Here is a 24,703-nt window from a genome sequence, read left to right on the forward strand (position 1 = left end):
GTGGCCACGACCATTGCGCATGCCTCACCACATGGTGAGCGGCGCTTCCTTGGCCAGGGTTGCCTTGCGCTCCTTGCTGTACGCCCACCAGGGCTGCGGCGCATCGCCGCCCATGAAGCGCACCACCGACAGGAACACATCGATCACGCAGGGATCGTGCACCACGCCGGTTTTCAGGCATAGCTGTGCATACATATCGTAGGCATCACGCCCGCGCAGATGCGCGGGGACGCGGATCCCGATCAAACGGAGATCCTTTTCACAGGCCGGCCCGACATTCGGCAGGTCGGTCAGACGCAATAGATGATTGCGGTCGACCTTGGTGGGGTTCATTGCCTTGCGTGCACCTCGTGGGGGATGAAGTACGTCAGCCGTTCTGGCGGACGCGCAGCCGCTCCAGCACGCCGTCCAGCGTGTCCAGATCGGTGTAATGAATGACCAGCTTGCCCTTGCCGCCGCGGCCGTGGCTGATCGCCACTTTCGCGCCCAGCGATTCGGACAGCTCGGTTTCCAGCGATGCGATATCGGCCTGCGGCGCGGTCGGCGACGGCTTGGCCTTGCGTGCGCCCGGCACCTTGCCTGCAGCGAACTGCTGCGCGCGGTGCTCGACTTCACGCACCGACCAGCCCTGCTCGGCAGCTTCTTCGGCCAGCTTGGTCGCCAGTTCCGGCGCCAGCGTCAGCAGCGCGCGGGCATGGCCCATTTCCAGACGACGGGTTTCCAGCAGCACGCGCACACCGATCGGCAAATCGATCAGGCGCAGCAGGTTGGACACCGAGGCGCGCGAACGGCCAACGGCCTGCGCGGCTTCGGCGTGGGTCAGCGTGAACTCGCTGACCAGCCGTGCCAGCGCTTCGGCTTCTTCCAGCGGATTGAGGTCTTCGCGCTGGATGTTCTCGATCAGCGCCATCGCGATGACGGTGCGGTCTTCCAGCTCACGCACGACCGCCGGCACTACCTCCAGCCCGGCCAGACGCGAGGCGCGCCAGCGGCGTTCACCGGCGATGATTTCGTAGCGACCGCCTTCGATCTGGCGCACCAGGATCGGCTGGATGATGCCCTGTGCCTTGATCGAGTCGGCCAGTTCGGCCAGCTTGCCTTCGTCCATGTCGCGACGCGGCTGGTACTTGCCCGGCTGCAACTGGTCGATGGGCAGCTTGCGCAGCACTTCGCCGGGTTGCGGTTCGGCGACGGCAGCGACGGTGACCGGGGTTACTGCGCCCTTGGGGCCCAGCAAGGCATCAAGACCACGGCCAAGACCGCGCTTTTTCGCTGCACTCATCAGACAGCCTCCACGGCCCGGGAGGGCTGCTTGCGTTCACTGTTGCGACGGATGATCTCGCCAGCCAAGCCCAGATAGGCCACACCGCCGCGCGAGGCGCGGTCGTAGCCGACGATGCTCTGGCCATGGCTGGGCGCCTCGGCCAGGCGCACGTTGCGCGGCACGATGGTGCGGAACACGCGGTCGCCGAAGTACTCGGTGAGCTGCGCCGACACCGCGTTGGCCAGGTTGTTGCGCACATCGAACATGGTGCGCAGCACGCCTTCGATTTCCAGCGCCGGGTTGAGATTGATCTTGAGCGCGTCGATGGTCTCGACCAGCGCGCTCAGGCCTTCCAGCGCGTAGTACTCGCACTGCATCGGCACGATCACCGAGTCGGCGGCGGCCAGCGCATTCAGCGTCAGCAGCGACAGCGCCGGCGGGCAGTCGATCAGGATGTAGTCGTATTCATCGCGCACCGGTGCCAGCGCGCGCTTGAGGCGCTGCTCGCGCTCGCTCTGGTCCATCAGCTGGATCTCGGCGGCGGTCAGGTCGATGTTGCCCGGCAGCAGGTCGAAACCTTCGGGCGTGGTCACGCGCACTTCGGCGGCAGTGATCTCGCCCAGCAACAGGTCACAGGTGGACGCTGCCACTTCACGTTTGTCCACGCCACTGCCCATGGTCGCGTTGCCCTGCGAGTCCAGGTCGACCAGCAGCACACGTTTTGGTGCGGCGGCAAGGGAAGCAGCCAGATTGACAGCCGTCGTGGTCTTGCCGACGCCGCCTTTCTGGTTGGCGATGGCGATGATGCGAGCCATGCAGGAGAGCCTCGTTGGCGAAGTTGGACTGGTCATTATGGGGGTAGCGGCGCGTAGGCGGAAACCGGTTTCCGGGCAACGGGCGGCTTTGGGGCGGGAATGTGCCCTGATTTGCTCTGCTTTTGCCGTGCCCCCTCCCTTTGGCGAAGCCAAGGGGAGGGCTGGGGAGGGGTGGCTCTTGGCTTTGCTGGTAAAGCCCCTGCCGAGCATGGCTCGGCACTACGCTTTAGCCCCTCTCCCGTTCACGGGAGAGGGGTTGGGGTGAGGGCAGCTTTGGGCTTTGGCTGGTAAAGCCCCTGCCGAGCATGGCTCGGCACTACGCGTCGGCCCCCTCCCTTTGGCGAAGCCAAGGGGAGGGTTGGGGAGGGGTAGCTTTTGGCATTGCTGGTAAAGCCCCTGCCGAGCATGGCTCGGCACTACAGATCTAGCCCTTGCGCTCCACCACCACCAGATGCCGGTCACCAACCAACCCCGGCACCTGCAACGGGCGCACTTCCAGCATCTGCCAGCCGGCCGGCAGCTGGGCGATCTCATCGTGCGGGTACACACCCTTCATCGCCAGCAGCTGGCCACCGGGACGCAGCAGATGACCACCAACCTCGATGATGCCGGCCAAGGTATCCATGGCACGGGCGGTGAGGTTGTCGTAAGCACCCGGCTCGTCCAGCGCTTCAGCGCGCGATTCGGCGACGCGGGCATTGCTCAAACCAAGCTGGCGCACGGCCTCACGCATGAAGCGGGCCTTCTTGCCGTTGCTCTCGACCAGGGTCACCTGCAGCTGCGGATGGGTGATGGCCAGCGGAATGCCCGGCAAGCCCGGGCCGGTGCCCAGATCGGCCAGGCTGCCGCTGCTGACATGCTCGGCCATGGCCAGCGAATCGAGCAGATGGCGGGTGACCATTTCGCGCGGGTCGCGGATGGCGGTGAGATTGTAGGTGCGGTTCCAGCGCACCAGCAGGGTCAGGTAGGCCAGCAGGGGCTTGGCCAAGGCGGCGTCCAGGCCCATGGCCTTCAAGCCGTGGTCGAGGTCGCTGGCGACTTCGCGCGGGAGAGTGGTGTCGTTCATGGCGGGGATTATCGCAGGAGTGGCGCTTGAGCCCGCTCCCTTGCGCCGAAGGCGCAGGGGAGGGTTGGGGAGGGGTGCTCTGGATCTGGCTTTTGATCTGCCGCGCAGAGCAAGAGCAACGGCAACAGCTACCCCTCCCCAGCCCTCCCCTTGGCCTGCGGCCAAAGGGAGGGGGCAGAAGCTACAGCGGATACCACGCCAGCGCGGCGCGGAAATCTTCCGTCGCCTGCCACTCATATAGATTCCAGCGTGTTGCGTCGCCAAGGCCCGGATCGCACCACACCAACTGCAAGGCCCCCATCGCATCCGGCGCAAAGCGCAGCTTGTTCAGCCCGAACGAAATGCCGTGCCCGTGCGCCTTCAACAGCGCCTCCTTTGCGCACCACAGGCGGAAGAACCATTGCTCGCAGCCGCTGTCATCCAGCGACTCAAGCCAGGCAATCTCATCCGGGTGGAAGTAGCGGCGGATCACCTCGCGCATCTGTTTGCGCGGCCGCTGTCGCTCCAGATCCACGCCCAGGCGTGCGCCCTCGCCCAGCGCCACCAGCAGATGACCGCCGCTATGGCTCCAACCGGTACCGTAGTGCGCCAGCTCACCAATCAGCCATGGCCGGCTGCGCTCATCGCGGGTCAGCGGCAAGGCCTCGGGCGTGGTGTCGAAGACACCGGCCAGCAACTCGCGGGCCTGCGGCTCACCGCGGGTGCCCGGAGTATGCGGCAACAGCCACACGTCGACCGGGCCAAACTGCCAATGGCTACCCGTCGGGCTCATGCTGAACAGGTTCCTGCCCGGACAAACATGTTCTTAACGCCACTACGCGTTGACTGTCGCCACCGCACCTTTCGGGGTGCTTCACGGCAGGGAGGTTCGCGCATGGGCATCATCATCTGGTTGATTATTGGTGGCGTCGTGGGTTGGCTGGCCAGCATCATCATGCGCCGCGATGCGCAGCAGGGCATCATCCTGAACATCGTGGTGGGCATCATCGGCGCCATGATTGCCGGCTTCTTCTTCAGCGGCGGCAGCATCAATGGTGCAATTACGCTGCGCTCGTTCCTGTTGTCACTGGTTGGCGCAGTGGTACTGCTGGCCATCGTCAATCTGTTCACACGCAAAAGCGTGCGTTAACCGTTCTGGCGCCGATTCGACCAAGGCCCGGCTGGCAACAGCCGGGCCTTGTTGTCTCAGCCTTGTGCCAGCTGCACCCAGGCCGGGGCGTGATCGCTGGGGCGCTCCCAGGTGCGCGGTTCACGGTCGATGCCGGAGGCCACAGCGCGCGCCTTGAGCGCATCGGACACCAGGGTCAGATCGATGCGCAGGCCCAGATTGCGGCGGAAACCCGCAGCGCGGTAATCCCACCAGCTGAAGATGCCGGCTTCGTCGTTGTGCAGACGGAAGGCATCGTGCAGGCCCAGATCCAGCAGCTTCTGCAGACCAGCGCGCTCGGCGGTCGAGGTGAGGATGTGGTTCTCGTTCCAGACGCTGACATCAGGGACATCGCGGTCATCCGGAGCGATGTTGAAATCGCCCATCACCACCAGCTGCGGGTGTTTCTGCAGTTCGGCGGCGATCCATGTGTGCACCGCGTCCAGCCAGCGCAGCTTGTAAGCGTACTTGTCGGTGCCCACGTCCTGGCCGTTGACCACATACAGATTGATGATGCGCACACCGTTGACGGTGCCGGCGATCACCCGCTTCTGCTCATCCTCGAAATCCGGGATGCCGATCTGCACGTCTTCGATCGGATGCCGCGACAGCAGCGCCACGCCGTTATAGGTCTTCTGCCCGGCGAACACATTGCGATAACCCAGCTCCAACAGCCGCGTATCGGGGAACTTGTGGTCCTCCAGCTTGGTTTCCTGGATGCCGACCACGTCGGGGGCAAAGTCGGCCAGCCACTGTTCCAGGTGCGGCAGGCGGACATTGAGCGAATTGACGTTCCACGAAGCGATTTTCATGCGGGTGATTCTAGCCGGGGCTGGGAACAAAGACCCTCCTTTCAGCTGAAGGCCGCAGCAACCAGCCCCCTCCCTTGCGCCAAAGGCGCAGGGGAGGGTTGGGGAGGGGTGCTTCGGCTTCGGCTTCGGCTTCGGCTTTGGCTTTGGCTTGTAGGCAACAGCGCAAGCAAAGTCAAAAGCTCCCCTCACCCGCCCCTTCGGGGCACCCTCTCCCGCAGGCGGGAGAGGGAACGGCCTATAGCTTCCACGCACACTTCCCCTAAATACACCGGCGCGGTCGGCTGGCTGCGCCGCCAGCTAACGCATACCATGCAGATCTGTGCTCCAAGGGGGGAGCGCCGGAGACAATTGGATGTCCGCAACACAAGGTAACTTCACCTTTCTCGGCCAACACGATCCCGTCCTGTTGCGGCTGGCGACGACCGCCGAACAGGTTTTCGCTTCCGATCCCAATACCACGCTGATCAAACTGCGCCAACTTGGCGAGGCGCTGGCGCAGGCGCTGGCATCACAGGCGGGGCTGAAGTTTGATGCCCAGACAACTCAGCTGGAGCTGATCCAGCTGTTGAATCGGCATCTGGACCTGGATCCGGGCATCCGCAATCTCTTCCACACCCTGCGGGTGGAAGGCAATCGCGCCACCCATGGTTTTTCCACCCAGCACCGGGAAGCCATGGATGGGCTACGCGTCGCCCGTGAACTCAGCATCTGGTACCACCGCGCCTCCGGCAAAGCCGACAGCGCCTTCCGGCCCGGCGCATTCACCGCGCCGACGGACCCCAGTGCCGCCCTGCGCTCTTTGCACGGCCAGATCGACACGCTGGAGCAGGAGCTGCGTCAACGTGATGAAGCCCTTGAGGGCAGCCGCAAGTTGGCTGAACTGCGCATCGAGGAGAGTGCGCAAAGCATGGCGCTGGCCGAGGCCATGGATGAGGAGGCCCGCGCACTGAAAGCGCAGCTGGACGAGCGCGCAGCGCAGTTCGAGCAGGAACGCATCCAGTTCCACGCGCAGCTGCAAGCGCTGCAACAGGCCAGCAGCACCGACCAACCGCAGGCGACCGCGCTCGTCAAACGCAGCCGCCAAGCGGCCGCAGCCTTCGATCCGGACGAAGAACTCACCCGCATCCTGATTGACCAGCAACTGCGCGACGCAGGCTGGGAAGCAGATTCACTGCAACTGACCTGGTCCAAAGGCGCCCGGCCGGAGAAGGGCCGGTGCATGGCAATTGCCGAATGGCCCACGCGTAGCGCCAAGGCATGTGCCGACTACGTACTGTTTGATGGCCTGATGCCGGTGGCTATCGTCGAAGCCAAGCGCCGACGGGTGAATATTGCCGAGCGCATTGACCAAGCCGAGCGCTACTCCCGCGACCTTCCCATCAGCGCACCGCTGCAATTGGCCGGCATTGGTCCCGCCGGTGGCCCCTGGGCTGACGGCCAGGGCGCGCAGTTCCAGGTGCCGTTTGCCTATGCCTGCAACGGCCGGCCGTGGATCAAGCAGCTGGCCGAACAATCCGGCATCTGGTTCCGTGACCTGCGCAGCCCGGCCAATCTCAAACGCCCACTGCAGCAATTCCATACCCCGCAGGGCTTGGCCGAGCTGATGCTGCGTGATCGGGAACTGGCAGAGCAGCGCCTGAGCACCGAGCCTTATGGCTATCTCAAGCTGCGCCCGTACCAAGAAGATGCCATTGCAGCGGTTGAACAGGCCTTGGCATCAGGCCAACGACACTGCCTGCTGGCGATGGCCACCGGCACCGGCAAGACCCGCACCACCATTGGCTTGATCTACCGCTTGCTCAAGGCCGAGCGCTTCAGCCGCGTCCTGTTCCTGGTTGATCGCACCAGCTTGGGTACCCAGGCGCGTGAATCCTTTGACGACATGTCGCTGGAGCAGGGCCAAAGCCTGTCGCAGATCTACAACGTCAATGATCTGGGCGACATGGCCGCCGAGGCAGAGACGCGCGTACAAGTCGCCACCGTGCAGGCCATGGTGCGGCGGTTGTTCCAGTCCGATGCGCCACCGCCGATTGACCAGTTCGACTGCATCATCGTCGACGAGGCGCACCGCGGTTACACCCTGGACCAGGAAATGACCGAGGGCGAGCTCTCGCTGCGCGACCACGCGCAATACCTGTCCCAATATCGACGTGTGCTGGAGTACTTCGACGCCTGCCGTATCGGCCTGACCGCCACCCCCGCACGGCAGACCACCGAAATCTTCGGCCGCCCGGTCTATACCTACAGCTACCGCGAAGCCGTAGCCGATGACTGGCTGATCGACCACGAGCCACCAATCCGCTTCGAAACCCAGCTCAGCCGCAACGGCATCCACTTCGACAAAGGCGAACAGGTGGAGGTGGTCAACGCCCTGACCGGCGAGGTGGACAGTGCAGAGCTCGACGACGAGCTGTCCTTCGATATCGAGTCTTTCAACCGCAGCGTCATCACTGCCGATTTTGATCGGGTCATCTGCCAGGCATTGGCAGACGAGCTGGACCCGCTGGGTGAAGAAAAGACCTTGGTGTTCTGCGTCAACCAGGTGCATGCCGTGCGTGTGTGCAATCTGCTCAACGCGGCCTTCCACAAGGTCTACGGCGAGGAGTGGAACCAGGCCGCCGTGCAGGTCATCACCGGCCGCACCGACGAAGTGGCCAAGGTGATACGCCGCTACAAGACCGAGCGCCTGCCCAGCGTCGCCATTACCGTGGACTTGCTGACCACCGGCATCGACGTGCCAGCCATCACCAACCTGGTGTTCATGCGCCGGGTGCGCTCGCGCATTCTCTACGAACAGATGAAGGGCCGCGCTACCCGCCGCTGCGATGACATCGGCAAGACCGTATTCCGCATCTACGACCCGGTACGTCTATACGAAGCACTGGAGGCGGTGGATACCATGCGGCCGCTGGTCAAAGACCCCAACATCAGCGTCGGCCAGCTGCTGCACGAGTTGCAGGACCCGCGCAGCCATCAACCGGGCTCCAGCCCCGAGGCCGGCAGCCACGCCCAGGATGTGCTGGACCAGCTCAGCCAGAAGCTGATGCGCGTATTGCGCCGTGCCAGCCACAAGGCACAGAACCGCGAACCGCTGCGCAAGCAACTGGAACAACTGGAAACCGCCTGGGGCGTTGAGCCGGCCAAGCTGCACCAGCACCTGCACGGTCTGGGCCCAGAGCAGGCCGCCAGCTTCATCGCCACCCGCCTGCCGGCGCTGGAAGCACAGATCGACGAGCTGCGTGCACTGCTGGCCAGCGAGCAATACCCCATCATTTCCCATCACACCGACACGCTGCTGCTGCGCGAGGTGAGCTACGGCGGCAATAACCAGAAGCCCGCCGACTACCTGGAAAGCTTTACCGATTTCATCCGTTCCCAGCTCAACCAGTCCGCTGCACTTGCAGCCGTGGTCAACCGCCCGCGCGACCTTACCCGCGAACAACTGCGTGAGGTGCGCCTGCTGCTGGATGGCAAGGGCTACAACGAGGCCCACCTGCACAGCGCCGAGCGCCAGCAGTCCAACCGCGATATTGCCGCCGGCATCATCGGCTATATCCGTCGGGCCGCCATCGGCGAGGCGCTGCTGCCTTACGAGCAGCGCGTGCACAGGGCGCTGGATCGCATCCTCGTCAGCCGCAGCTGGACCCCCGTGCAGCAACGCTGGCTCAAACGCCTTGCCAACCAATTGGTGACCGAGGTGGTGATCGACCGCGACAGCATCCAGCACGCCTGCGCACCGGATGGTGGGGTCAAGCTGCTCGATACCGTGTTTGCCGGCCAGCTGGACCAGCTGATCGAGCAGTTCAAAGAGGCGGTATGGGAGGAGGTGGCTTGAGCCCTGCCCCGCCTGCGATGAGCCGAATCCGATCACTAAACAGGCCTATTCGGCTCATCGACTGAGCCGAATAGCGTTATTATTCGGCTCATGGATGCCAGCCAAGCCCCCGCCCCGCCGCTCTGGATCTGGCAACAGCCGGACTGGCCAGCCTTTGTCCATCAGGACGCTGCGCTGGCGCCGCTGCTACGCCAGTGCCAGCAGGCCCAAGGCCAGCTGAGCGCCTTGGCCGGGGTGCTGCCCGAAGATGGGCGGCAGGCACTGGATACCCTGCTGCAGAACATCGTCACCTCCTCCGCCATCGAGGGCGAAAACCTCAATGTCGGCTCGGTGCGCTCCTCACTGGCCCGGCGTCTTGGCATCCCCGACGCGGCCGAACCGGCCCCGCACAGCGCCCGCGCCGAAGGCGTGGCCGAACTGATGCTCGATGCCACCGGCGATGTGAGCAAACCACTGAATCTGCCGCGCCTGCTGCGTTGGCACGCCCTGCTGTTTGCCGGCCATGACGGCCTGCTGCCACTGCGGATCCGCATTGGTCAGCTGCGTGGCGACGAGCCCATGCAGGTGGTATCGGGTCGCATCGACCGGCCCACCGTGCATTTCCAGGCACCGCCGCGGCAAGGGCTGGACGAACAGCTGCAGCACTTCCTTGCATGGTTTGCAGCCAGCAGCGACGACCCCGCACTGGATCCGCTGCTGCGCGCCGGCATCGCCCATTTCTGGTTTGTCACCCTGCACCCGTTCGACGACGGCAATGGCCGTCTCACCCGCGCCATCACCGATCTGGCCCTTGCCCAAGCCGCGCCGGGTATCGCCCGCCTATACGCCATGTCGGCCAGCATCCTGGACGACCGCAAAGGCTACTACCGCATCCTGGAAGCCAGCCAACGCGGCGGTCTGGACATCAGCGCCTGGCTGCATTGGTTCCTGCAGACCTTGCTGCACAGCCTGCAGCAGGCCTTGGCCCGCATACAACGTGTCATCGACAAGGCTCGCTTCTGGCAACTGCATGCACAGCAAGCCTTGAGCACCGAACAGGCCAAGGTGCTCAACCGCCTGCTCGATGGCGGTGAACGCGGCTTTGCCAATGGCATCAACGCCTCCCAATACCAGGCCGTGGCCAAGGTCTCCAAAGCCACCGCCACCCGCCACCTGACCGACCTGCTGGACAAGGGCTGCCTGCGGCGCCTGCCCGGCGGCGGTCGCAGCACCCGTTATCAAATCAACCTGCCCGGCACTGCCGGCAACGCAATCCCGTCAGGAGACGGCAGCCAATGACCAACAACGATATCGTCGCCAAGCTGTGGAGCCTGTGCGACATCCTCCGCGATGACGGCATCAACTACAGCGATTACGTCACCGAGCTGGTGCTGCTGCTGTTCGTGAAGATGGAGTACGAGCAGGCCCAGTCCAACGACAATTTCGAGCACCGCCTGCCCAAAGGTGCACGCTGGCCCGACCTGACTAGCAAGTCGGGCGTGCCGCTGCATACCTTCTACAAGCAGATGCTGCTCAACCTCAGCCAGAACAGCGACCTGATGGTGGCCGCCATCTACACCGATGCGCAGACACGCCTGAAAGAGCCGCGCCATCTGGAGCAGCTGATCAAGAGCCTGGACGGGCTGGATTGGTTCTCCGCCCGTCAGGACGGGCTGGGTGATCTGTACGAAGGCCTGCTGGAAAAGAATGCAGGCGAGACCAAGTCCGGTGCCGGCCAGTACTTCACCCCGCGCCCCTTGATCGACAGCATCGTGCGCTGCATCCAACCGCAGCTGGGCGAAACCATTCAGGATCCGGCTGCCGGCACCGCAGGCTTTCTCATCGCCGCCGACGCCTATATCAAGGCCGAGCACGATGATCTGTACGGACCCAAGGTCACCGACAAATCACGCAAGTTCCAGCGCACCAAGGCCTATACCGGCGTGGAACTGGTACCGGGCACCCGCCGCCTGGCGCTGATGAACTGCCTGCTGCACGGCATGCAAGGCGAAGGCGAAGGCGTGGTGCTGCTGGGCAACAGCTTGGGCAGTCTGGGCACCACCCTGCCGCGCGCCGATGTGATCCTGTCCAACCCGCCATTCGGCACCGCCAAGGGCGGCGGCGGCCCAAGCCGCGACGACCTGCCGTTTGTCACCAGCAACAAGCAGCTGGCCTTCCTGCAGCACATTTACCGCAACCTGAAACCACATGGCCGCGCTGCGGTCGTGCTGCCGGACAACGTGCTGTTTGAAGCCGGCGTCGGCACCGATGTGCGCCGCGACCTGATGGACAAGTGCGAGCTGCACACCATCCTGCGCCTGCCTACCGGCATCTTCTATGCGCAAGGTGTAAAGACCAATGTGCTGTTCTTCCGCAAGGGCAGCGCCAGCAATCCCAAGCAGGACACCGGCTGTACCCAGCAAGTGTGGGTCTATGACCTGCGCAGCAATATGCCGTCCTTTGGCAAACGCACGCCGTTCGGCCCCACGCATCTGAAGCCATTTGAAGATGCATATGGCGCTGACCGCGATGGCAGCAGCCCGCGCGTGGATGAAGGTGAAGAAGGCCGCTTCCGTTGCTTTACCCGCGCGCAGATCGCCGAACGGGGTGACTCGTTGGATATCAGCTGGTTGAAGGATGCCGATGCGGTGGATGCGGCAAATCTGCCGCCGCCGGAAGAGCTGGCCGCGCAGGCGATGGCGGAGCTGAGCGAGGCACTGCGCGAGTTGGATGCGTTGATGCAAGCTTTAGGTGCGGTCGATGAGGCCAACCAGCAGAAACAGCTGCTGGCGCAAGTACTGGGTATAGACGATGTTCTGGGGGAAGTAGCGCGTGACTGAATTGCCTAAATGGTGGGCCACCGCAACCATCAACGACCTTATCGGAAGCGAAGGACTATTCACCGACGGTGACTGGGTCGAGAGCAAAGACCAAGATCCCGAAGGTGCCAACCGTCTCCTCCAGCTTGCCGATATCGGAGATGGCGTTTTCCTCAACAAATCATCTCGATTCTTGAACGACGAACAGTTTGATCGATTGAACTGTACAGAACTCAAAGAAGGCGACGTTCTGGTCGCGAGAATGCCAGCACCGCTTGGTAGAGCCTGCCTGATGCCGGCAATAGGACAGCGCTGTCTTACAGTTGTTGATGTTGCTGCAATTCGTATTGGAGCTACGGGCATCTCAAACAAGTGGCTCATGCACTTCATAAACGCTCCTGAATTCAGGCTCGAAATCGAGAGCAAAGCCTCTGGAACAACCCGGAAAAGAATATCCAGAGGGAATCTTGGAGGCATTGCATTGCCCGTTCCACCGTCAGCCGAACAAGTGCGTATCACTACAGCACTCGACGACATGCTGGCTCAGGTGGGCACCCTCAAGGCACGCCTCGACACCTTACCCTCGTTGATTAAGCGCTTTCGTCAGTCCGTCCTTGCCTCTGCAGTTTCTGGGCGCCTGACTGAAGGATGGCGAGGAGTCAATGAGTTGATTAACGTTAAAATCCTACTCAATGAAATTGCTGTGGAGCGGAGCGGCCTGAAAGCCCGAAAACTTCTTAAAGCTAGCGCCGGGTGTTTTGATGCAGTGGAAGAACTCTATCCACTTCCTTGTAATTCATGGGAATGGGTATGCTTCAGCCAGATTTGTAGAAATGAAAATAATGCCTTGAAGGCAGGGCCTTTCGGATCCGCACTTAAGAAATCTGATTGTGTACAGACCGGACATAAGGTCTACGGCCAAGAGCACGTGATTTCGGGCAATGAGGAACTTATTACTTACTTCATTGATGAGGATAAGTTTCGTGACCTTCAGGCGTGCCGCGTAGGTGCGGGAGATATTCTTATCAGTCTGGTAGGGACGATCGGCAAGGTTCTTGTCCTATCCGAGAAGGCAGAAACTGGAATTATCAACCCTCGACTCGTAAAAATTAGCGCGCACCCTGACGTGAGCAGGGACTACTTAAAGGTGTATCTGGATAGCCCAATTGCTCACGGATTCTTCAGACGATTCAGCCATGGCGGAACCATGGAGATCTTGAACTTAGGCATCTTGAAAGAGCTGCCAATACCTTTTCCTTCTATTGCCGAACAAACCGAAATCGTCCGCCGCGTCGAACAGCTTTTCGCCTTCGCCGACCAACTCGAAGCCCGCTTGGCCGATGCCCGCCAGCGCGTCGATGCGCTGACCCAAAGCATCCTCGCCAAGGCCTTCCGTGGCGAGCTTGTACCGCAGGATCCGAATGACGAACCGGCCAGCGTGCTGCTGGAGCGCATTGCCGCCCAGCGCGCCGCCGATCCAAAACCCAAACGCGGTAGAGCAGCAAAAGCAACCTCATAAATCTAATCCGGTTCTTTTCCCCCATTCCTTCTGCAAACGGAACTTGTCGCCATGGACCTGCGTGAAAACGAAGCCTTTACCCAACTGCTGCGAAATGCCGTATCCCAGGCGGAAAAACTGGGTTACAAGCCCAACCAGTTCAAACGCATGCTCGAACAACATGGCGGCTTTGAAACCGTGCAACGCGTGTTGGCCACCGGCAAGCCATCGGATGGGTTTACCCGGCTTTGGGAGCTGAGGCGTCTTGACCTCACCTGCGAAGCGCTGATTGTGGAAACCGAGTGGCGCAAGCACTTCGATCCCGCCCTCATCGCACGCGCGGAAGGATTGCTCGCGCAGATGAACTACGCCTTCGAGCCTTTTACCGCGCCTGAAATTGTGAAACTCGCAGAACCAGCCGCTGCCGAGGATGAAACCGGGAACACCGACCTGGATCCCGCTGCATCCGTGGGGGACATGCGCATCAACGCTTTCTTCCGCGACGTGCTGTTCGCGCCGGTCAGAAACGAGCGCTGGTCATGGGGTGCGGTAGACGAAGCCCGACGCCACGTTTTTCTGCGTCTGTGGAGTGACGACATCCTTGAAAGAGAAGGTGCCCGGTGGATCCGCGTATTGGGCCAGAACCGCGCAAATCGCAATGGCTGGTCTGAGCGTGAGCGCCATCTGGGCTTGATTGAAAAGGGCTACACGGCCTATGCGGTGATCTGCGAAAATGGTGTTGGCCCCGACAGGCGTATTGAGCACTTTGACCCGAGCACGCTGATCCAGCTTGGGGATGTCACCGAGATCAACAACGACAGGTATATGCGTCTGGCCGACCGCATTTCTATAACCGCATTCTCCGCACCGCGGGACAATGCCGTCGCCTTGCAGCAAGACCTGGATGAGCTCCAAGTAGAAGGAGATGGCAGCACACCGACCACCCGCAGCACGTTGGTGGATGCACGTTTAGGCCAAGGCAGGTACCGCAACGACCTGATGCGTGTATGGGATGGCGCATGCGCGGTGACAGGTTGTGGCGTAGCCGCGTTGCTGCGTGCCTCACACTGCAAGCCTTGGCGGGATTCTGACAATCAGGAACGACTTGATCCCCATAACGGCCTGATGCTGACCGCCAATCTTGATGCCCTGTTTGATGCCCGGCTGATCAGTTTTGACGAAGATGGCGCCATGTTGGTGAGCGCGGCCATTACTTCTGAGGAGTGCAAAGCACTGGGCCTACCTGCGCCCTTGCTGAAAAAGCCCTCCCCCGACCTGGGTGGCTATCTGCGGCACCATCGTGAGAGGTTCAATTTGCTGGCCGGCGTCGGGCGTTGAAGAAATAGCGTCCCGATCCTTCCTGGATACCCTCGCAAGCGGGGGAGGGACGGCGCTGGTGCCGGCAGCATTGCTTGATACCCAGCATTGCCGCGTGCTGCGGCAATCTGCTCCCTCCCTTTGGCCGCAGGCCAAGGGGAGGGTTGGGGAGGGGTGCTTTGGCTTTGGCTTTGGCTTTGGCTTTGGCTTTGGCCCTCCCGCCGCTTCGGCTTGCTTTCCCGCAACTGAGACAACGTCAAAAGCGCCCCCCTTCCGCCCTTCGGGCACCTTCCCCCGCAAGGGGGAAGGGAGACTTCCAACTTTTTGTTGCTTCACCCCACCCGCCAAACCCCGCAAACCACAACAAAACCTATCGGGTGAATGTCGGGGAATACACTTTTTCAGCGTTCCGATTCGCGCAGACTGCCTCTCAAAGTGAGGGGAAGCCATGCGTAGCAAGCTGTTTGTGCCCGGCGCACGTCCGGAACTGTTCGACAAGGCCTTGGCCAGTGCGGCCGATGCTCTGTCCTTCGATTTGGAGGATTCCGTCCCCGAAGCCGGCAAACAGGTGGCGCGCGCAAACATCGCCAGCTTCCTCGTCCGCGCCGATGTGCTTGCCAGCAACAAGCTGCTGATCGTCCGCACCAATGCCACCGACAGCCCGCACTTCGCCGCCGATCTGGCCGCGATGGCGGTGCCCGGCCTGTGGCTGCTCAATATTCCCAAGGTGGAATCGGCGGCGCAGGTGCGTCAGGTGGTCGTTGCGCTGGAACGGGCCGAGGCCGCCAATGGCGTGACCCGCCAGATCGGCCTGCTGCTGAACATCGAAACCCCGCGTGGCCTGCGCTTGGCCGCCGAGCTGGCTGGCGCGCATCCGCGCGTGGCCGGCTTGCAGCTGGGCTTGGGCGATCTGTTCGCGCCCAATGGCATCGCCCGCACCCCGGCCAATGTGCACGCGGTACTGTTCGCGGTGAAAATGGCCGCCACCGAAGCCGGCGTGTTTGCCTGTGACGGGGCTTGGCCGGATGTGGCCGATGCCGAGGGCTTCCGTACCGAGGCCATGCTCGCGCAGCAGCTGGGCTATATCGGCAAGAGCTGCATCCATCCGCGTCAGGTGGGCCAGGCCAATACGATTTTCAGCGTGGCCGAGGCCGAGCTGGACGAAGCGCGGCGTATTGTTGCCGCCGCGCGGGCGGCCAGCGATCTGGGCCGCGGTGCGTTCCTGTTCGAGGGACGCATGATCGATGTGCCTTACCTGCGCCGGGCCGAAGCCCTGCTCGCCGGCGCCCTGCGCGCCTGATCTTTCCACTTGGCGGTTCACCGCCACGCCGTTCATTACCGGGGTTCCATCCATGCCCACGCCCATGGCCACTGCGCTCGCCGCGCTGTCGCATCGCTTCTCGCTCGGCTTCCGCCTGCTCGTTGTCACCACCTTGCTGACCCTTGCTGGTACGGCGGCCGCCGAAGAGAGTTTGAATGCAGTGAAGTCCGGCGCGTTGCCGGCTCTGCCCGACGCTGCACCTGTGCAGCAGTTGCTGGATGTCGACGGCCACCTGCTGGCCCGCTCCGGTGACAAGGCGTGGCTGTTGGACAAGAACGGCAAGGCGTGGACGCCGGCCACCGGTATCAGCAACGAGCCCATCCAGGACATCGTTCGCAACGGCGAAAAAACCTGGGTGCTGAGCGGCCCGGATGCCAGCCACAGCAATCAGCTGCAGCAGATCACCCTCAAGGGCGGAACGCTGGGCAAGGGCCAGTCACTGTCCTTGCCAACGCCGTTGAGCAATGCGCATGCAGCCGCCCTGGATGCCGCACTGTTCGTAGCCGGTGTCGACGATAGCGGCGTGACCCAGCTGTACAAAAAGCCGGCTGATGCTGCGCAATGGCAGCCGCAGCCGATCTGGCCGGGCGCTGCCGCAGCGGCCGCACTGCAGGCGCAGAAGGGCGCGCTGTACGCGGTAGTCGGCAACAACGGCGCACAGCAGCTGCTGCGTTGGAACGCTGAAAAGGGCTGGCACAGCCTGCCGGCCATTGGTGGCGACGTGGTCCCGGGTTCGCTGCGTGCACTCGGCCAGGCGCACTTGTTGATGCAGGTGACCGACGCGACCGGCAACAGCCACGCGCGTACTTTCCACACCATCACCAGCGCCTGGGCCGATCTGGCCGATACCGATGCCAAGGCACCCGTTGCCAGCGCCAGCTGGGGCAATGGTCTGGCCTGGGCGAACGCTGATGGCAGCCTGCATACCTTTGAACTGCAGAGCGGCAAGCATCTGCTGGGCTGGATGGACTGGACGGTGATCATCATCTACCTCGGCGCGATGCTGGGCATGGGCGCCTACTTCTACTTCCGCGAGAAGCGCGCCAGCACCGCCGACTTCTTCGTCGGTGGCCGCAGCATTCCGTTCTGGGCAGCGGGCGTGAGCTTGTACGCCACCAACACCAGCTCGATCAGCTTCATCGCCATTCCGGCCAAGGCCTTCGAGACCAACTGGCAATACCTGACCAACAACCTGATCGCGGTGCTGGGGCTGATGTTCGTGGCGGTGTGGATCGTGCCGCTGCTGCGTCGGCTGGATTTGATGAGCGTGTTCTCCTACCTGGAAACCCGCTTCCATCCGGCCATCCGCATGCTCGCCAGCGCGCTGTGCATCGTCATGCAGATCGGTGCGCGCATGAGCGTGGTGCTGTTCCTGCCGGCATTGGCCATCGCCACCATCACCGGCATCAGCGTGGTGTGGAGCATCATGATGATGGGCGTGTTCACCATCCTCTACACCGCGATGGGCGGCATGAAGGCGGTGATATGGACCGACTTCGTGCAGGTGATCGTGAAAATGGGCGGCGCGATCTTCGCCATCCTGTTCATCGTGTGGACGTTGAAGGGTGGCTTCGGCGAGTTCGTCGCCACCGCGGCGATGGAAGACAAGACCAAGCTGTTCGATTTCAGCTTCGACCTGACCAAGGCCACGGTGTGGGGCTTCATCTTCCTGGTCGTGTTCGACGTGGTGCTGACCTTCCCCAAGGACCAGGTGCTGATGCAGCGCACCCTGGCCACCAAGTCGGACAAGGAAGCCGGCCGTTCGATCTGGGCCTTCGCTGCGATCATGATCCCGGGCGGCTTCATCTTCTACGGCATCGGCACTGCATTGTGGGTGTTCTACAAGAACAACCCGCAGCGCCTTGACCCGCTGCTGCCGATCGATGCGACCTTCCCGCTGTTCATCGCCGCCGAGCTGCCGCCGGGCGTCACCGGCCTGATCATCGCCGGCGTGTTCTCTGCGGCGATGGCGACCTTGTCGAGCATCATGAACAGCGTCGCCACGCTGATCTCGGTCGACTTCTACGAGCGCATCGCCAAGAACCCGACCCCGCGCAAGAGCGTGCTGTTCGCCGAAATCTCCACGGTGCTGGTCGGCCTGACCGCGATTGGTCTGGCGCTGATCATGACCCGCTACGACATCCACTCGCTGTTCGATGTGTCGATCGAACTGGCCGGCCTGCTCGGCGGTGGCTTCGCTGGTGCCTATACGCTGGGCATGTTCACCCGCCGCGCCAACTCCGCCGGCGTGGCAATCGGCGTGGCCTCCAGCATCGTGCTGACCTTTGTGGCCTGGTGGTACAGCCTGGTGCATCCGTACTTCTACCTGGCCATCTCGATCTTCCTGTGCATCGTGATCGGCTATGTGGCCAGCCTGTTCTTCCCGGCCCCGAACCGCTCGCTGAAGGGCCTGACCATCTACAAGCAGGACGCGGTGTGAAGGCGGGCCTGCGCGCCGCTGCGGCCTTGATCCGCGGCGGCGTGGCGCCAGATCCGGCAAAGACCATGACGTTGGTCGCATCGCGCCGCCGCGCCCGCTGGTGTAGTTTGGCGCGCAGCTGAGAGGTCTAATCGCGTGGAAACCCAGTTTCTCAATACCTTCGTCACCGTGGTCGACCGTGGCTCCATGGCCGCGGCGGCACGCATGCTGCACATCACCCCGGCCGCCGTCGCCCAGCAGATCCGCACGCTGGAACGCGAGCTGGGCGCACCACTGATCGCCCGCGCTGGCCGCACCGTCAGCGTCACCGAGGAAGGTGCGCGCATCCTCCAGCGCGCGCGCGACCTGCTGCGTGGCGTGGCTGATCTGCGCAGTGTGGCCAACGAAAGCGGCATGGCTGGCGAATTGCGGCTGGGCGCCTGCCCTACCGCGCTGGGCGGGCTGGTGCCGGACATCCTGGCGCGGATGGTGGCCAAGTTCCCCGAGATCAATGTCTTCATCAAACCCGGTTATTCGTCCGACCTGTACGGCGCGGTGGAAGCGGGTGATCTGGATGCGGCGATGGTGCTGCAGGCCCCGTTCTCGCTGCCCAAGACCTGCGACTGGCAGCTGCTGCGCGAAGAGCCGCTGGTGGTGCTGGCGCCGGCGCGCATGGCCGGTGCCGACCCGCACCAGCTGCTGCGCGAAGAACCGCTGATCCGCTACGACCGCCACGAATGGGGTGGACGCCAGGCCGACGAATACCTGCGCAAGGCCGGCATCGTGCCGCGTGAACGGTTCGAGCTGAATGCGCTCAACGCGATCGCGGTGATGGTCGATCGCGGCCTCGGCGTGTCGCTGGTGCCGGATTGGGCCAAGCCGTGGCCGGAAGGCATTTCGGTGGTGCGCATTCCCCTGCCCGAGCCCAGCGAGCCGCGCCGTATCGGCATGGTCTGGTCGCGCTCATCGGTGCGCCTGCGTCAGGTCAATGTGCTGCTGGACGAGGCACGCACGGCGTTGTTGCAGCCTACGGATTGAAAACAATTCCGTGTAGTGCCGAGCCATGCTCGGCAAGGGCCTTCCCGGTCCTGCTGGATTTCCTGGTAAGGCCTCTGCCGAGCATGGCTCGGCACTACAGCTCCCTCCCTTTTGCGTAGCAAAGGGGAGGGTTGGGGAGGGGTAAGCCCTTCCGCTTCTGAATTTTCGGTGGCTTCGCGGCTTACGCCACTCCTACACATGGGACGCCGCCTGCCGGATACATCCCGGTGAAGCCCCTGCCGAGCATGGCTCGGCACTACCTATGCAAAGACCAATCGCAACAAACCCTAGGCTTTGAACATACACAGGTGCGCTTCTATCGCGCCGGGGTGCCGCCTAGGCTTCGCCCAACGTCGGAGTTGCGCCCGGTGCCCGCCTGGTCGGGGACCGAAAGCAACAAACGGCAGGATCAAAGGGGCGCTAGTCCCCAACGCATTTTGGCTCTGCCGGCTCCCAGGCCGGTCGCGTCACACATTCAAACCTGGGGGAGAGAACAACATGATCAAGCCACTTTCGGCCGCCATCAGCGCCGTGCTGCTCGCCAGCGCGATGAGTCCGGCCTTTGCACAAGACGCCGCAACCACGCTGGACCAGGTGATCGTCACCGGTACCCGCACTCCGGTTGCCATCGACAAGGTACCGGGTGCTGTCACCCTGATCAGCCCGGAGCAGGTGCAGCGCACCTTGAACCTGACTGAAGACGCCACCGCCGTGCTCGCACGCATGGTGCCAGGCTATTCCGAATCCTCGCAGGCGATGAGCAACTCCGGTGAGACCCTGCGCGGTCGCGTCGCGCTGCGCCTGTTCGACGGCGTGCCGCAGGGCTCGCCACTGCGCGAAGGCAGCCGCAACGGCACCTTCACCGACATGGGCGTGATCGGCCGGATCGAAGTCATCAATGGCCCGTCCGCCGCTGAGGGCATCGGCGGCGCCGGTGGCGTGATCAACTACCTGTCCAAGAACCCGGATGTGGCTGGCCACGAAACCACCGTCACCACCCGTTACAGCAGCCAGTTCAAGGACGACAGCGCGCAGTCCAAGATCGGCGTCACCCACGCCTTCAAGGGCGACGCGGTCGACTACCTGATCAGCGGCGCTTACATCGACCGTGGCATCGCCTACGACGGCGACGGCCGCCGCGTTGGCCTGAACACCTCCGGCTCGCTGTCCGATTCGTACAGCAAGAACCTGTTCATGAAGGGTGGCTACAACTTTGGCGAAGGCCAGATGCAGCGCATCCAGGCCAGCTACAGCAACTTCCACATCGGCGGCAAGCACAACTACATTCCAGTGGAAGGTTGCCGTGCCGGTGACCTCGGCTGCACCAAGCCGACCACCAATACCGCCGAAAAGGGCTCGATTGCTGGTTCGCTGGCCGAGTTCAACGATTTCGAACAGTTCGCGGTGAAGTACACCAATGCCGACTTCTTCGGCGGCGACCTGAGCGTTGATGCGTACTGGGCCGAGCAGGCCATGCGCTACGTGCCGGAAAACGGCGACGACCGCCAGCTAACCAAGCCGGCCCCGACCGATGACGCCCTGCGTATCTGGGACCAGTCGGAAATCAACAGCGAGAAGAAGGGCCTGCGCTTCGGCTACGCCTATGGCGAGCTGTTCAAGGTGGAAGGCCTGCGCCTGCGTGCCGGCCTGGACCTGGTGGAAGACACCGCCGAGCAGCGCCTGGCGTTGACCAACCGCCTGTGGGTTCCGCCGATGAAGTACACCAGCATCGCGCCGTATGCGCAGCTGAGCTGGGACATCGGCCCGGTGACGCTGGATGCCGGCATCCGTCGCGAAGATGGCCAGCTGGAAATCGACAGCTACACCACCGTTGCCTTCCGCGACCACACCCCGGTGCAGGGCGGCAAGATGGATTACAAGGCCAACATGCCCAACTTCGGTGCGATCTGGCGCATCACCGACCAGTGGTCGGTGTTCGCTTCGTACTCCGAAGGCTTCGGCATCGCCAACGTCGGCATCCCGCTGCGCAACATCCAGGCCAGCAGCCCGTGCAAGGCCGTGTCCTGCATCGCTGATCTGCAGCCGCTGATCACCGAGAACAAGGAAATCGGCTTCAACTGGCGCGGTGCCCAGGGCCAGGTTGGTGCATCCGTGTACCGCTCGACCTCGGACTTCGGTTCCACCCTGACCATCGACAAGGCCACCGACGACTTCATCCTGACCCGCGCACCGGTCGAGATCGAGGGCTTCGAGTTGAACAGCGCCTGGACCTTCAACGAGCAGTGGAAGGCCAGCTTCCTGTACTCGCGCATCCGCGGCCAGACCCAGTACTACCCGGGCTCAGGCCTGAAGAAGGAAATGGGCATCCTCGACATCTCGCCGGACAAGGTAAATGCCTCGGTGACCTGGACCCCGACCGATACCCTCAACGCAACCCTGGGTGTCAGCAAGACCTTCAGCCGCGACCTGCGTGAGACCTTCGTCAATCCGGCCAACAACGCGGTCTACAAGAACGAAGAGAACACCTATGGCTACGCGCTGTGGGACCTGAGCGTGAACTACGACATCGGCCGTTATGGCCAGCTGGCACTGGGCGTCGAGAACCTGTTCGACAAGCAGTACGTGCTGACCTGGTCGCAGCTGCCGGGCTGGCAGAACTACTTCTCCGGCCGTGGCCGGATGGTGTCGCTGACCCACACGTTCAAGTTCTGATAGCTGCAGTTTGAAAGCGGCGCCACAGGCAACTGTGGCGCCGTTTTCTTTTGTTGTTTGTGGTTTGTAGGAGCGGCGTACGCCGCGAAGCTGGAGAAAGCAACCGCTCCCGCACATCCTGCAATTGCAAACATCTCGTTGCCGGAACGATGGCCTGCTTCGCGGCTGACGCCGCTCCTACAAGAGCAACGGCCCGCAGCAACAAGAAAACCTTTCTTGTTGCACCGCAAGAAAAAACCGCAGCTTGTTTCAAGCAACAAAACCTCACGTCTGAAGCTAGCCCCCCCGCCTTCAATGCACCCCTGTCCACGCCTAGGCTGGCTTTGTCGGGGAGTTGCGTCGGGAGGGATGCAGCAGCCAACAGAAGTATCGGAATGCCGCAGTCCGCGGCAGCAGTTCATGCACGTCTTATCTAAAACAAAAACGAGATAAACAACATGAAAAAGGTACCGGTAGCGTTGGGGGTTCTGGTTCTGGCCGCGGCTATAAGCAGCAGCGTGCAGGCCCAGCAGATGCAGGCAGCAAACGAAGACGACAGTCGCAGCGCTGGCAAGCGCGCGCAGGACAAGAAAGCTACCGACCTTGATCGGGTCATCGTCACCGGCGTACGTGCGCCCAAGGCGGTGGACAAGATCCCCGGCGCGATCACCATCATCACCCCGGAAGAGATCAAGCAGTCGCTGATCATCACCGAGGACAACACCGCGGTACTGGCGCGCACCATTCCCGGCTATGCCGAATCTTCGCAGGCGATGACCAACTCCGGTGAGTCGCTGCGTGGGCGCATTCCACTGCGTCTGTTCGACAGCATCCCGCAGGGCTCGCCACTGCGCGAAGGCACCCGCAACGGCACCTTCACCGACATGGGCGTGATCGGCCGCATCGAAGTCATCAATGGCCCGTCCGCTGCCGAAGGCATCGGCGCCACCGGTGGCGTGATCAATTACATCTCCAAGGTGCCTGAGCAGATCGGCAGCGAGACCACCATCAGCGCCCGCTACCAGACCCAGTTCAACGACGACAGCGTCGGCTGGAAGCTGGGCCTGAGCCATGCGATCAAGCAGGACAGCTACGACTTCCTGGCCAGCGTCTCGCAGCTTGAGCGCGGCATGGCCTATGACGCCAAGGGCCGCAGCATCGGCATGAATTCCAGCGGTTCGCTGGCCGATTCGCAGTCGCGCAACCTGTACGTGAAGGGCGGCTACAACTTCGGTGAAGACGGCGAACAGCGCCTGCAGGCGACCTACAGCAACTTCAACATCGACGGCAACGGCGACTATATCCAGCTGGTCGGCTGCAAAGGCCCCAACGACTGGCCGCCCTGCGACACGCCGGTACCGAACACCTCGATCAAGGGCCATATCGATGGCCAGCGCGACGCGCTCAACAAGTTCATCCAGTACAGCCTGCAGTACACCCACAACGACTTCTACGGCGGCACGCTCGACCTGGTCGGCTTCCAGGCCAAGCAGGGCATGCGCTTTCTGCCGGAGAACGGCGCCGATCGCCAGCTGGTGAAGCCGGCACCGGCCGACGATGCCGATCGCATCTTCGATCAGTCCGAAATCCAATCGAAGAAGAAAGGCCTGCGCACCTCGTGGACGCGCCCCAGCATCTTCGCCGTGGACGGTTTGGAACTGCATACCGGTGTGGATTTCGTGCAGGACGTAGCGCAACAGCGGCTGGTGATGACCGACCGCGTCTGGGTGCCACCGATGGACTACCGCAGCGTGGCGCCGTACGCGCAGCTGTCCTGGGATATCGGCCCGGTAACGGTCAGCGGCGGCTTCCGCCGCGAGAACGGCAAGCTCGACATCGACAGCTACACCACCGTGGCCTACCGCAACAGCGTGTTCGTCGAAGGCGGCACCCTGGACTACACCGCCAACCTGCCCAACCTGGGTGCGATCTGGCGCGTCACCGATGAATTCTCGTTGTTCACCGCCTATAGCAAGGGCTTCACCCTGCCGGACATCGGCATCCCGCTGCGCAACGTGAACTACACCGGTCAATCGGTGGCCGGCATCCTCGACCTGCAGGCGATCATCGTCGACAACATCGACATCGGCTTCAACTGGCGTGGTTCACGCGGTGCGCTGAGCGGCAGCTGGTACCACTCCACCTCGGACTTCGGTGCATCGCTGGAAGTAGACCCGCTGACCAGCGACTTCATCATGACCCGCGCCCCGACCGACATCAAAGGCATCGAGCTCACCGGCGAATTCCGTTTCACCGACACCTTCAAGATGACCGGCCTGTACACCCACCTGCGCGGCTGGACCTCGTTCTGGGGCCCGGACCCGCAGGGTCGCTACGACGCCGGCCCGCTGAAGAAGCCGATGGGCATCTTCGATGCGACGCCCGACAAGATCAACATGGCGCTGGTGTGGAAGGCCCTGCCCAATCTGGATGCCACCCTGGGCGTCAGCATGCTGCGTGATCGTCACCTGACCAGCTCGGCAGTGCGTCCGTACGACGGCGAAGAATACGACTACGACGAAAAGATCAACGGCTACACGCTGTGGGATCTGGGTGTGAACTATGATTCCGGGCGCTTCGGCACGTTCTCGCTGGGCGTGGACAACCTGTTCAACAAGTACTACATCCTCAGCGGCTCGCAGGGCGATGGCTGGCAGAACTACTGGGCCGGTCGCGGCCGTGTGGTGTCGCTGAGCTATTCGTATGCGTTCCGCTGATGAA

General features: G+C 62.8%; 17 protein-coding genes. 11 read left to right on the plus strand and 6 right to left on the minus strand.

The genetic code is table 11. From position 1 onward, the window contains the following. Positions 1–24: 24 nt before the first annotated feature. From ACVOLZ_RS03130 to ACVOLZ_RS03150, 5 genes are all read right to left on the minus strand, one after another. Positions 25–333: a helix-hairpin-helix domain-containing protein gene (locus ACVOLZ_RS03130; RefSeq protein WP_481514983.1), complete on the minus strand. Its 309-nt coding sequence runs from the start codon at positions 331–333 to the stop codon at positions 25–27. Between the two features lie 34 nt (positions 334–367). Further along, positions 368–1,282 carry a ParB/RepB/Spo0J family partition protein gene (locus ACVOLZ_RS03135; protein ID WP_481514984.1) on the minus strand — a complete coding sequence of 305 codons (915 nt, stop codon included), beginning with the start codon at positions 1,280–1,282 and terminating at the stop codon, positions 368–370. Next, a complete protein-coding gene (locus tag ACVOLZ_RS03140; RefSeq protein ID WP_481514985.1) occupies positions 1,282–2,079 on the minus strand; it encodes a ParA family protein in 798 nt (265 codons plus the stop codon). Before ACVOLZ_RS03140 ends, ACVOLZ_RS03135 begins: the two co-directional genes overlap by 1 nt. A gap of 424 nt (positions 2,080–2,503) precedes the next feature. Continuing rightward, positions 2,504–3,145 carry a 16S rRNA (guanine(527)-N(7))-methyltransferase RsmG gene (rsmG, locus tag ACVOLZ_RS03145; protein ID WP_481514986.1) on the minus strand — a complete coding sequence of 214 codons (642 nt, stop codon included), beginning with the start codon at positions 3,143–3,145 and terminating at the stop codon, positions 2,504–2,506. Between the two features lie 181 nt (positions 3,146–3,326). Then, positions 3,327–3,917, minus strand: a complete 591-nt coding sequence (locus ACVOLZ_RS03150; protein ID WP_481514987.1) for a 4'-phosphopantetheinyl transferase family protein — start codon at positions 3,915–3,917, stop codon at positions 3,327–3,329. Positions 3,918–4,019: 102 nt separating this feature from the next. Between ACVOLZ_RS03150 and ACVOLZ_RS03155 the strand changes: the two genes are divergently transcribed. Continuing rightward, positions 4,020–4,274: a GlsB/YeaQ/YmgE family stress response membrane protein gene (locus ACVOLZ_RS03155; RefSeq protein ID WP_057629282.1), complete on the plus strand. Its 255-nt coding sequence runs from the start codon at positions 4,020–4,022 to the stop codon at positions 4,272–4,274. Between the two features lie 56 nt (positions 4,275–4,330). Here the strand turns inward: ACVOLZ_RS03155 and xth are convergent, their stop codons facing one another. Continuing rightward, complete coding sequence (xth, locus tag ACVOLZ_RS03160; RefSeq protein ID WP_481514988.1) at positions 4,331–5,104, minus strand: exodeoxyribonuclease III; 774 nt, start codon at positions 5,102–5,104, stop codon at positions 4,331–4,333. 352 nt (positions 5,105–5,456) lie between these two features. Here xth and hsdR point away from each other — a divergent pair, with 352 nt between their 5' ends. The 10 genes from hsdR (at position 5,457) to ACVOLZ_RS03210 (ending at position 24,699) form a co-directional block, all read left to right on the plus strand. Continuing rightward, positions 5,457–8,939 carry a type I restriction-modification system endonuclease gene (gene hsdR / locus ACVOLZ_RS03165; RefSeq protein WP_481514989.1) on the plus strand — a complete coding sequence of 1,161 codons (3,483 nt, stop codon included), beginning with the start codon at positions 5,457–5,459 and terminating at the stop codon, positions 8,937–8,939. 90 nt (positions 8,940–9,029) lie between these two features. After that, the gene (locus tag ACVOLZ_RS03170) at positions 9,030–10,217 is read left to right on the plus strand and encodes a Fic family protein (protein ID WP_481514990.1); all 1,188 of its coding nucleotides are present in this window, start codon (positions 9,030–9,032) and stop codon (positions 10,215–10,217) included. Next, a complete protein-coding gene (locus ACVOLZ_RS03175; protein WP_481514991.1) occupies positions 10,214–11,758 on the plus strand; it encodes a class I SAM-dependent DNA methyltransferase in 1,545 nt (514 codons plus the stop codon). Before ACVOLZ_RS03170 ends, ACVOLZ_RS03175 begins: the two co-directional genes overlap by 4 nt. Beyond that, on the plus strand, positions 11,751–13,256 hold the full coding sequence (locus ACVOLZ_RS03180) for a restriction endonuclease subunit S (protein WP_481514992.1): 1,506 nt from the start codon (positions 11,751–11,753) through the stop codon (positions 13,254–13,256). Before ACVOLZ_RS03175 ends, ACVOLZ_RS03180 begins: the two co-directional genes overlap by 8 nt. A 51-nt stretch (positions 13,257–13,307) precedes the next feature. Next, complete coding sequence (locus ACVOLZ_RS03185; RefSeq protein ID WP_481514993.1) at positions 13,308–14,573, plus strand: HNH endonuclease; 1,266 nt, start codon at positions 13,308–13,310, stop codon at positions 14,571–14,573. Positions 14,574–15,000: 427 nt separating this feature from the next. Beyond that, positions 15,001–15,852, plus strand: coding sequence for an HpcH/HpaI aldolase/citrate lyase family protein (locus ACVOLZ_RS03190; protein WP_481514994.1), 852 nt, complete (start codon positions 15,001–15,003; stop codon positions 15,850–15,852). 52 nt (positions 15,853–15,904) lie between these two features. Next, the gene (locus tag ACVOLZ_RS03195) at positions 15,905–18,313 is read left to right on the plus strand and encodes a sodium:solute symporter family protein (RefSeq protein ID WP_481514995.1); all 2,409 of its coding nucleotides are present in this window, start codon (positions 15,905–15,907) and stop codon (positions 18,311–18,313) included. A gap of 135 nt (positions 18,314–18,448) precedes the next feature. Further along, complete coding sequence (locus ACVOLZ_RS03200) at positions 18,449–19,330, plus strand: LysR family transcriptional regulator (protein ID WP_481514996.1); 882 nt, start codon at positions 18,449–18,451, stop codon at positions 19,328–19,330. 498 nt (positions 19,331–19,828) lie between these two features. Next, positions 19,829–22,003 carry a TonB-dependent receptor gene (locus ACVOLZ_RS03205; protein ID WP_481514997.1) on the plus strand — a complete coding sequence of 725 codons (2,175 nt, stop codon included), beginning with the start codon at positions 19,829–19,831 and terminating at the stop codon, positions 22,001–22,003. Positions 22,004–22,440: 437 nt separating this feature from the next. Then, a complete protein-coding gene (locus tag ACVOLZ_RS03210; protein WP_481514998.1) occupies positions 22,441–24,699 on the plus strand; it encodes a TonB-dependent receptor in 2,259 nt (752 codons plus the stop codon). Positions 24,700–24,703: the final 4 nt, after the last annotated feature.

The sequence above is a fragment of the Stenotrophomonas sp. STEN020 genome (assembly GCF_056760195.1).

Excerpts from the sequence above, each read along its gene's own strand:
- ACVOLZ_RS03135 (WP_481514984.1), bottom strand. The coding sequence starts at position 1,282 with ATGAGTGCAGCGAAAAAGCGCGGTCTTGGCCGTGGTCTTGATGCCTTG.
- xth (WP_481514988.1), bottom strand. The coding sequence starts at position 5,104 with ATGAAAATCGCTTCGTGGAACGTCAATTCGCTCAATGTCCGCCTGCCG.
- ACVOLZ_RS03195 (WP_481514995.1), top strand. The coding sequence starts at position 15,905 with ATGCCCACGCCCATGGCCACTGCGCTCGCCGCGCTGTCGCATCGCTTC.
- ACVOLZ_RS03175 (WP_481514991.1), top strand. The coding sequence starts at position 10,214 with ATGACCAACAACGATATCGTCGCCAAGCTGTGGAGCCTGTGCGACATC.
- ACVOLZ_RS03170 (WP_481514990.1), top strand. The coding sequence starts at position 9,030 with ATGGATGCCAGCCAAGCCCCCGCCCCGCCGCTCTGGATCTGGCAACAG.
- rsmG (WP_481514986.1), bottom strand. The coding sequence starts at position 3,145 with ATGAACGACACCACTCTCCCGCGCGAAGTCGCCAGCGACCTCGACCAC.
- ACVOLZ_RS03205 (WP_481514997.1), top strand. The coding sequence starts at position 19,829 with ATGATCAAGCCACTTTCGGCCGCCATCAGCGCCGTGCTGCTCGCCAGC.
- ACVOLZ_RS03190 (WP_481514994.1), top strand. The coding sequence starts at position 15,001 with ATGCGTAGCAAGCTGTTTGTGCCCGGCGCACGTCCGGAACTGTTCGAC.
- ACVOLZ_RS03130 (WP_481514983.1), bottom strand. The coding sequence starts at position 333 with ATGAACCCCACCAAGGTCGACCGCAATCATCTATTGCGTCTGACCGAC.
- ACVOLZ_RS03185 (WP_481514993.1), top strand. The coding sequence starts at position 13,308 with ATGGACCTGCGTGAAAACGAAGCCTTTACCCAACTGCTGCGAAATGCC.
- ACVOLZ_RS03155 (WP_057629282.1), top strand. The coding sequence starts at position 4,020 with ATGGGCATCATCATCTGGTTGATTATTGGTGGCGTCGTGGGTTGGCTG.
- ACVOLZ_RS03210 (WP_481514998.1), top strand. The coding sequence starts at position 22,441 with ATGAAAAAGGTACCGGTAGCGTTGGGGGTTCTGGTTCTGGCCGCGGCT.
- hsdR (WP_481514989.1), top strand. The coding sequence starts at position 5,457 with ATGTCCGCAACACAAGGTAACTTCACCTTTCTCGGCCAACACGATCCC.
- ACVOLZ_RS03150 (WP_481514987.1), bottom strand. The coding sequence starts at position 3,917 with ATGAGCCCGACGGGTAGCCATTGGCAGTTTGGCCCGGTCGACGTGTGG.
- ACVOLZ_RS03140 (WP_481514985.1), bottom strand. The coding sequence starts at position 2,079 with ATGGCTCGCATCATCGCCATCGCCAACCAGAAAGGCGGCGTCGGCAAG.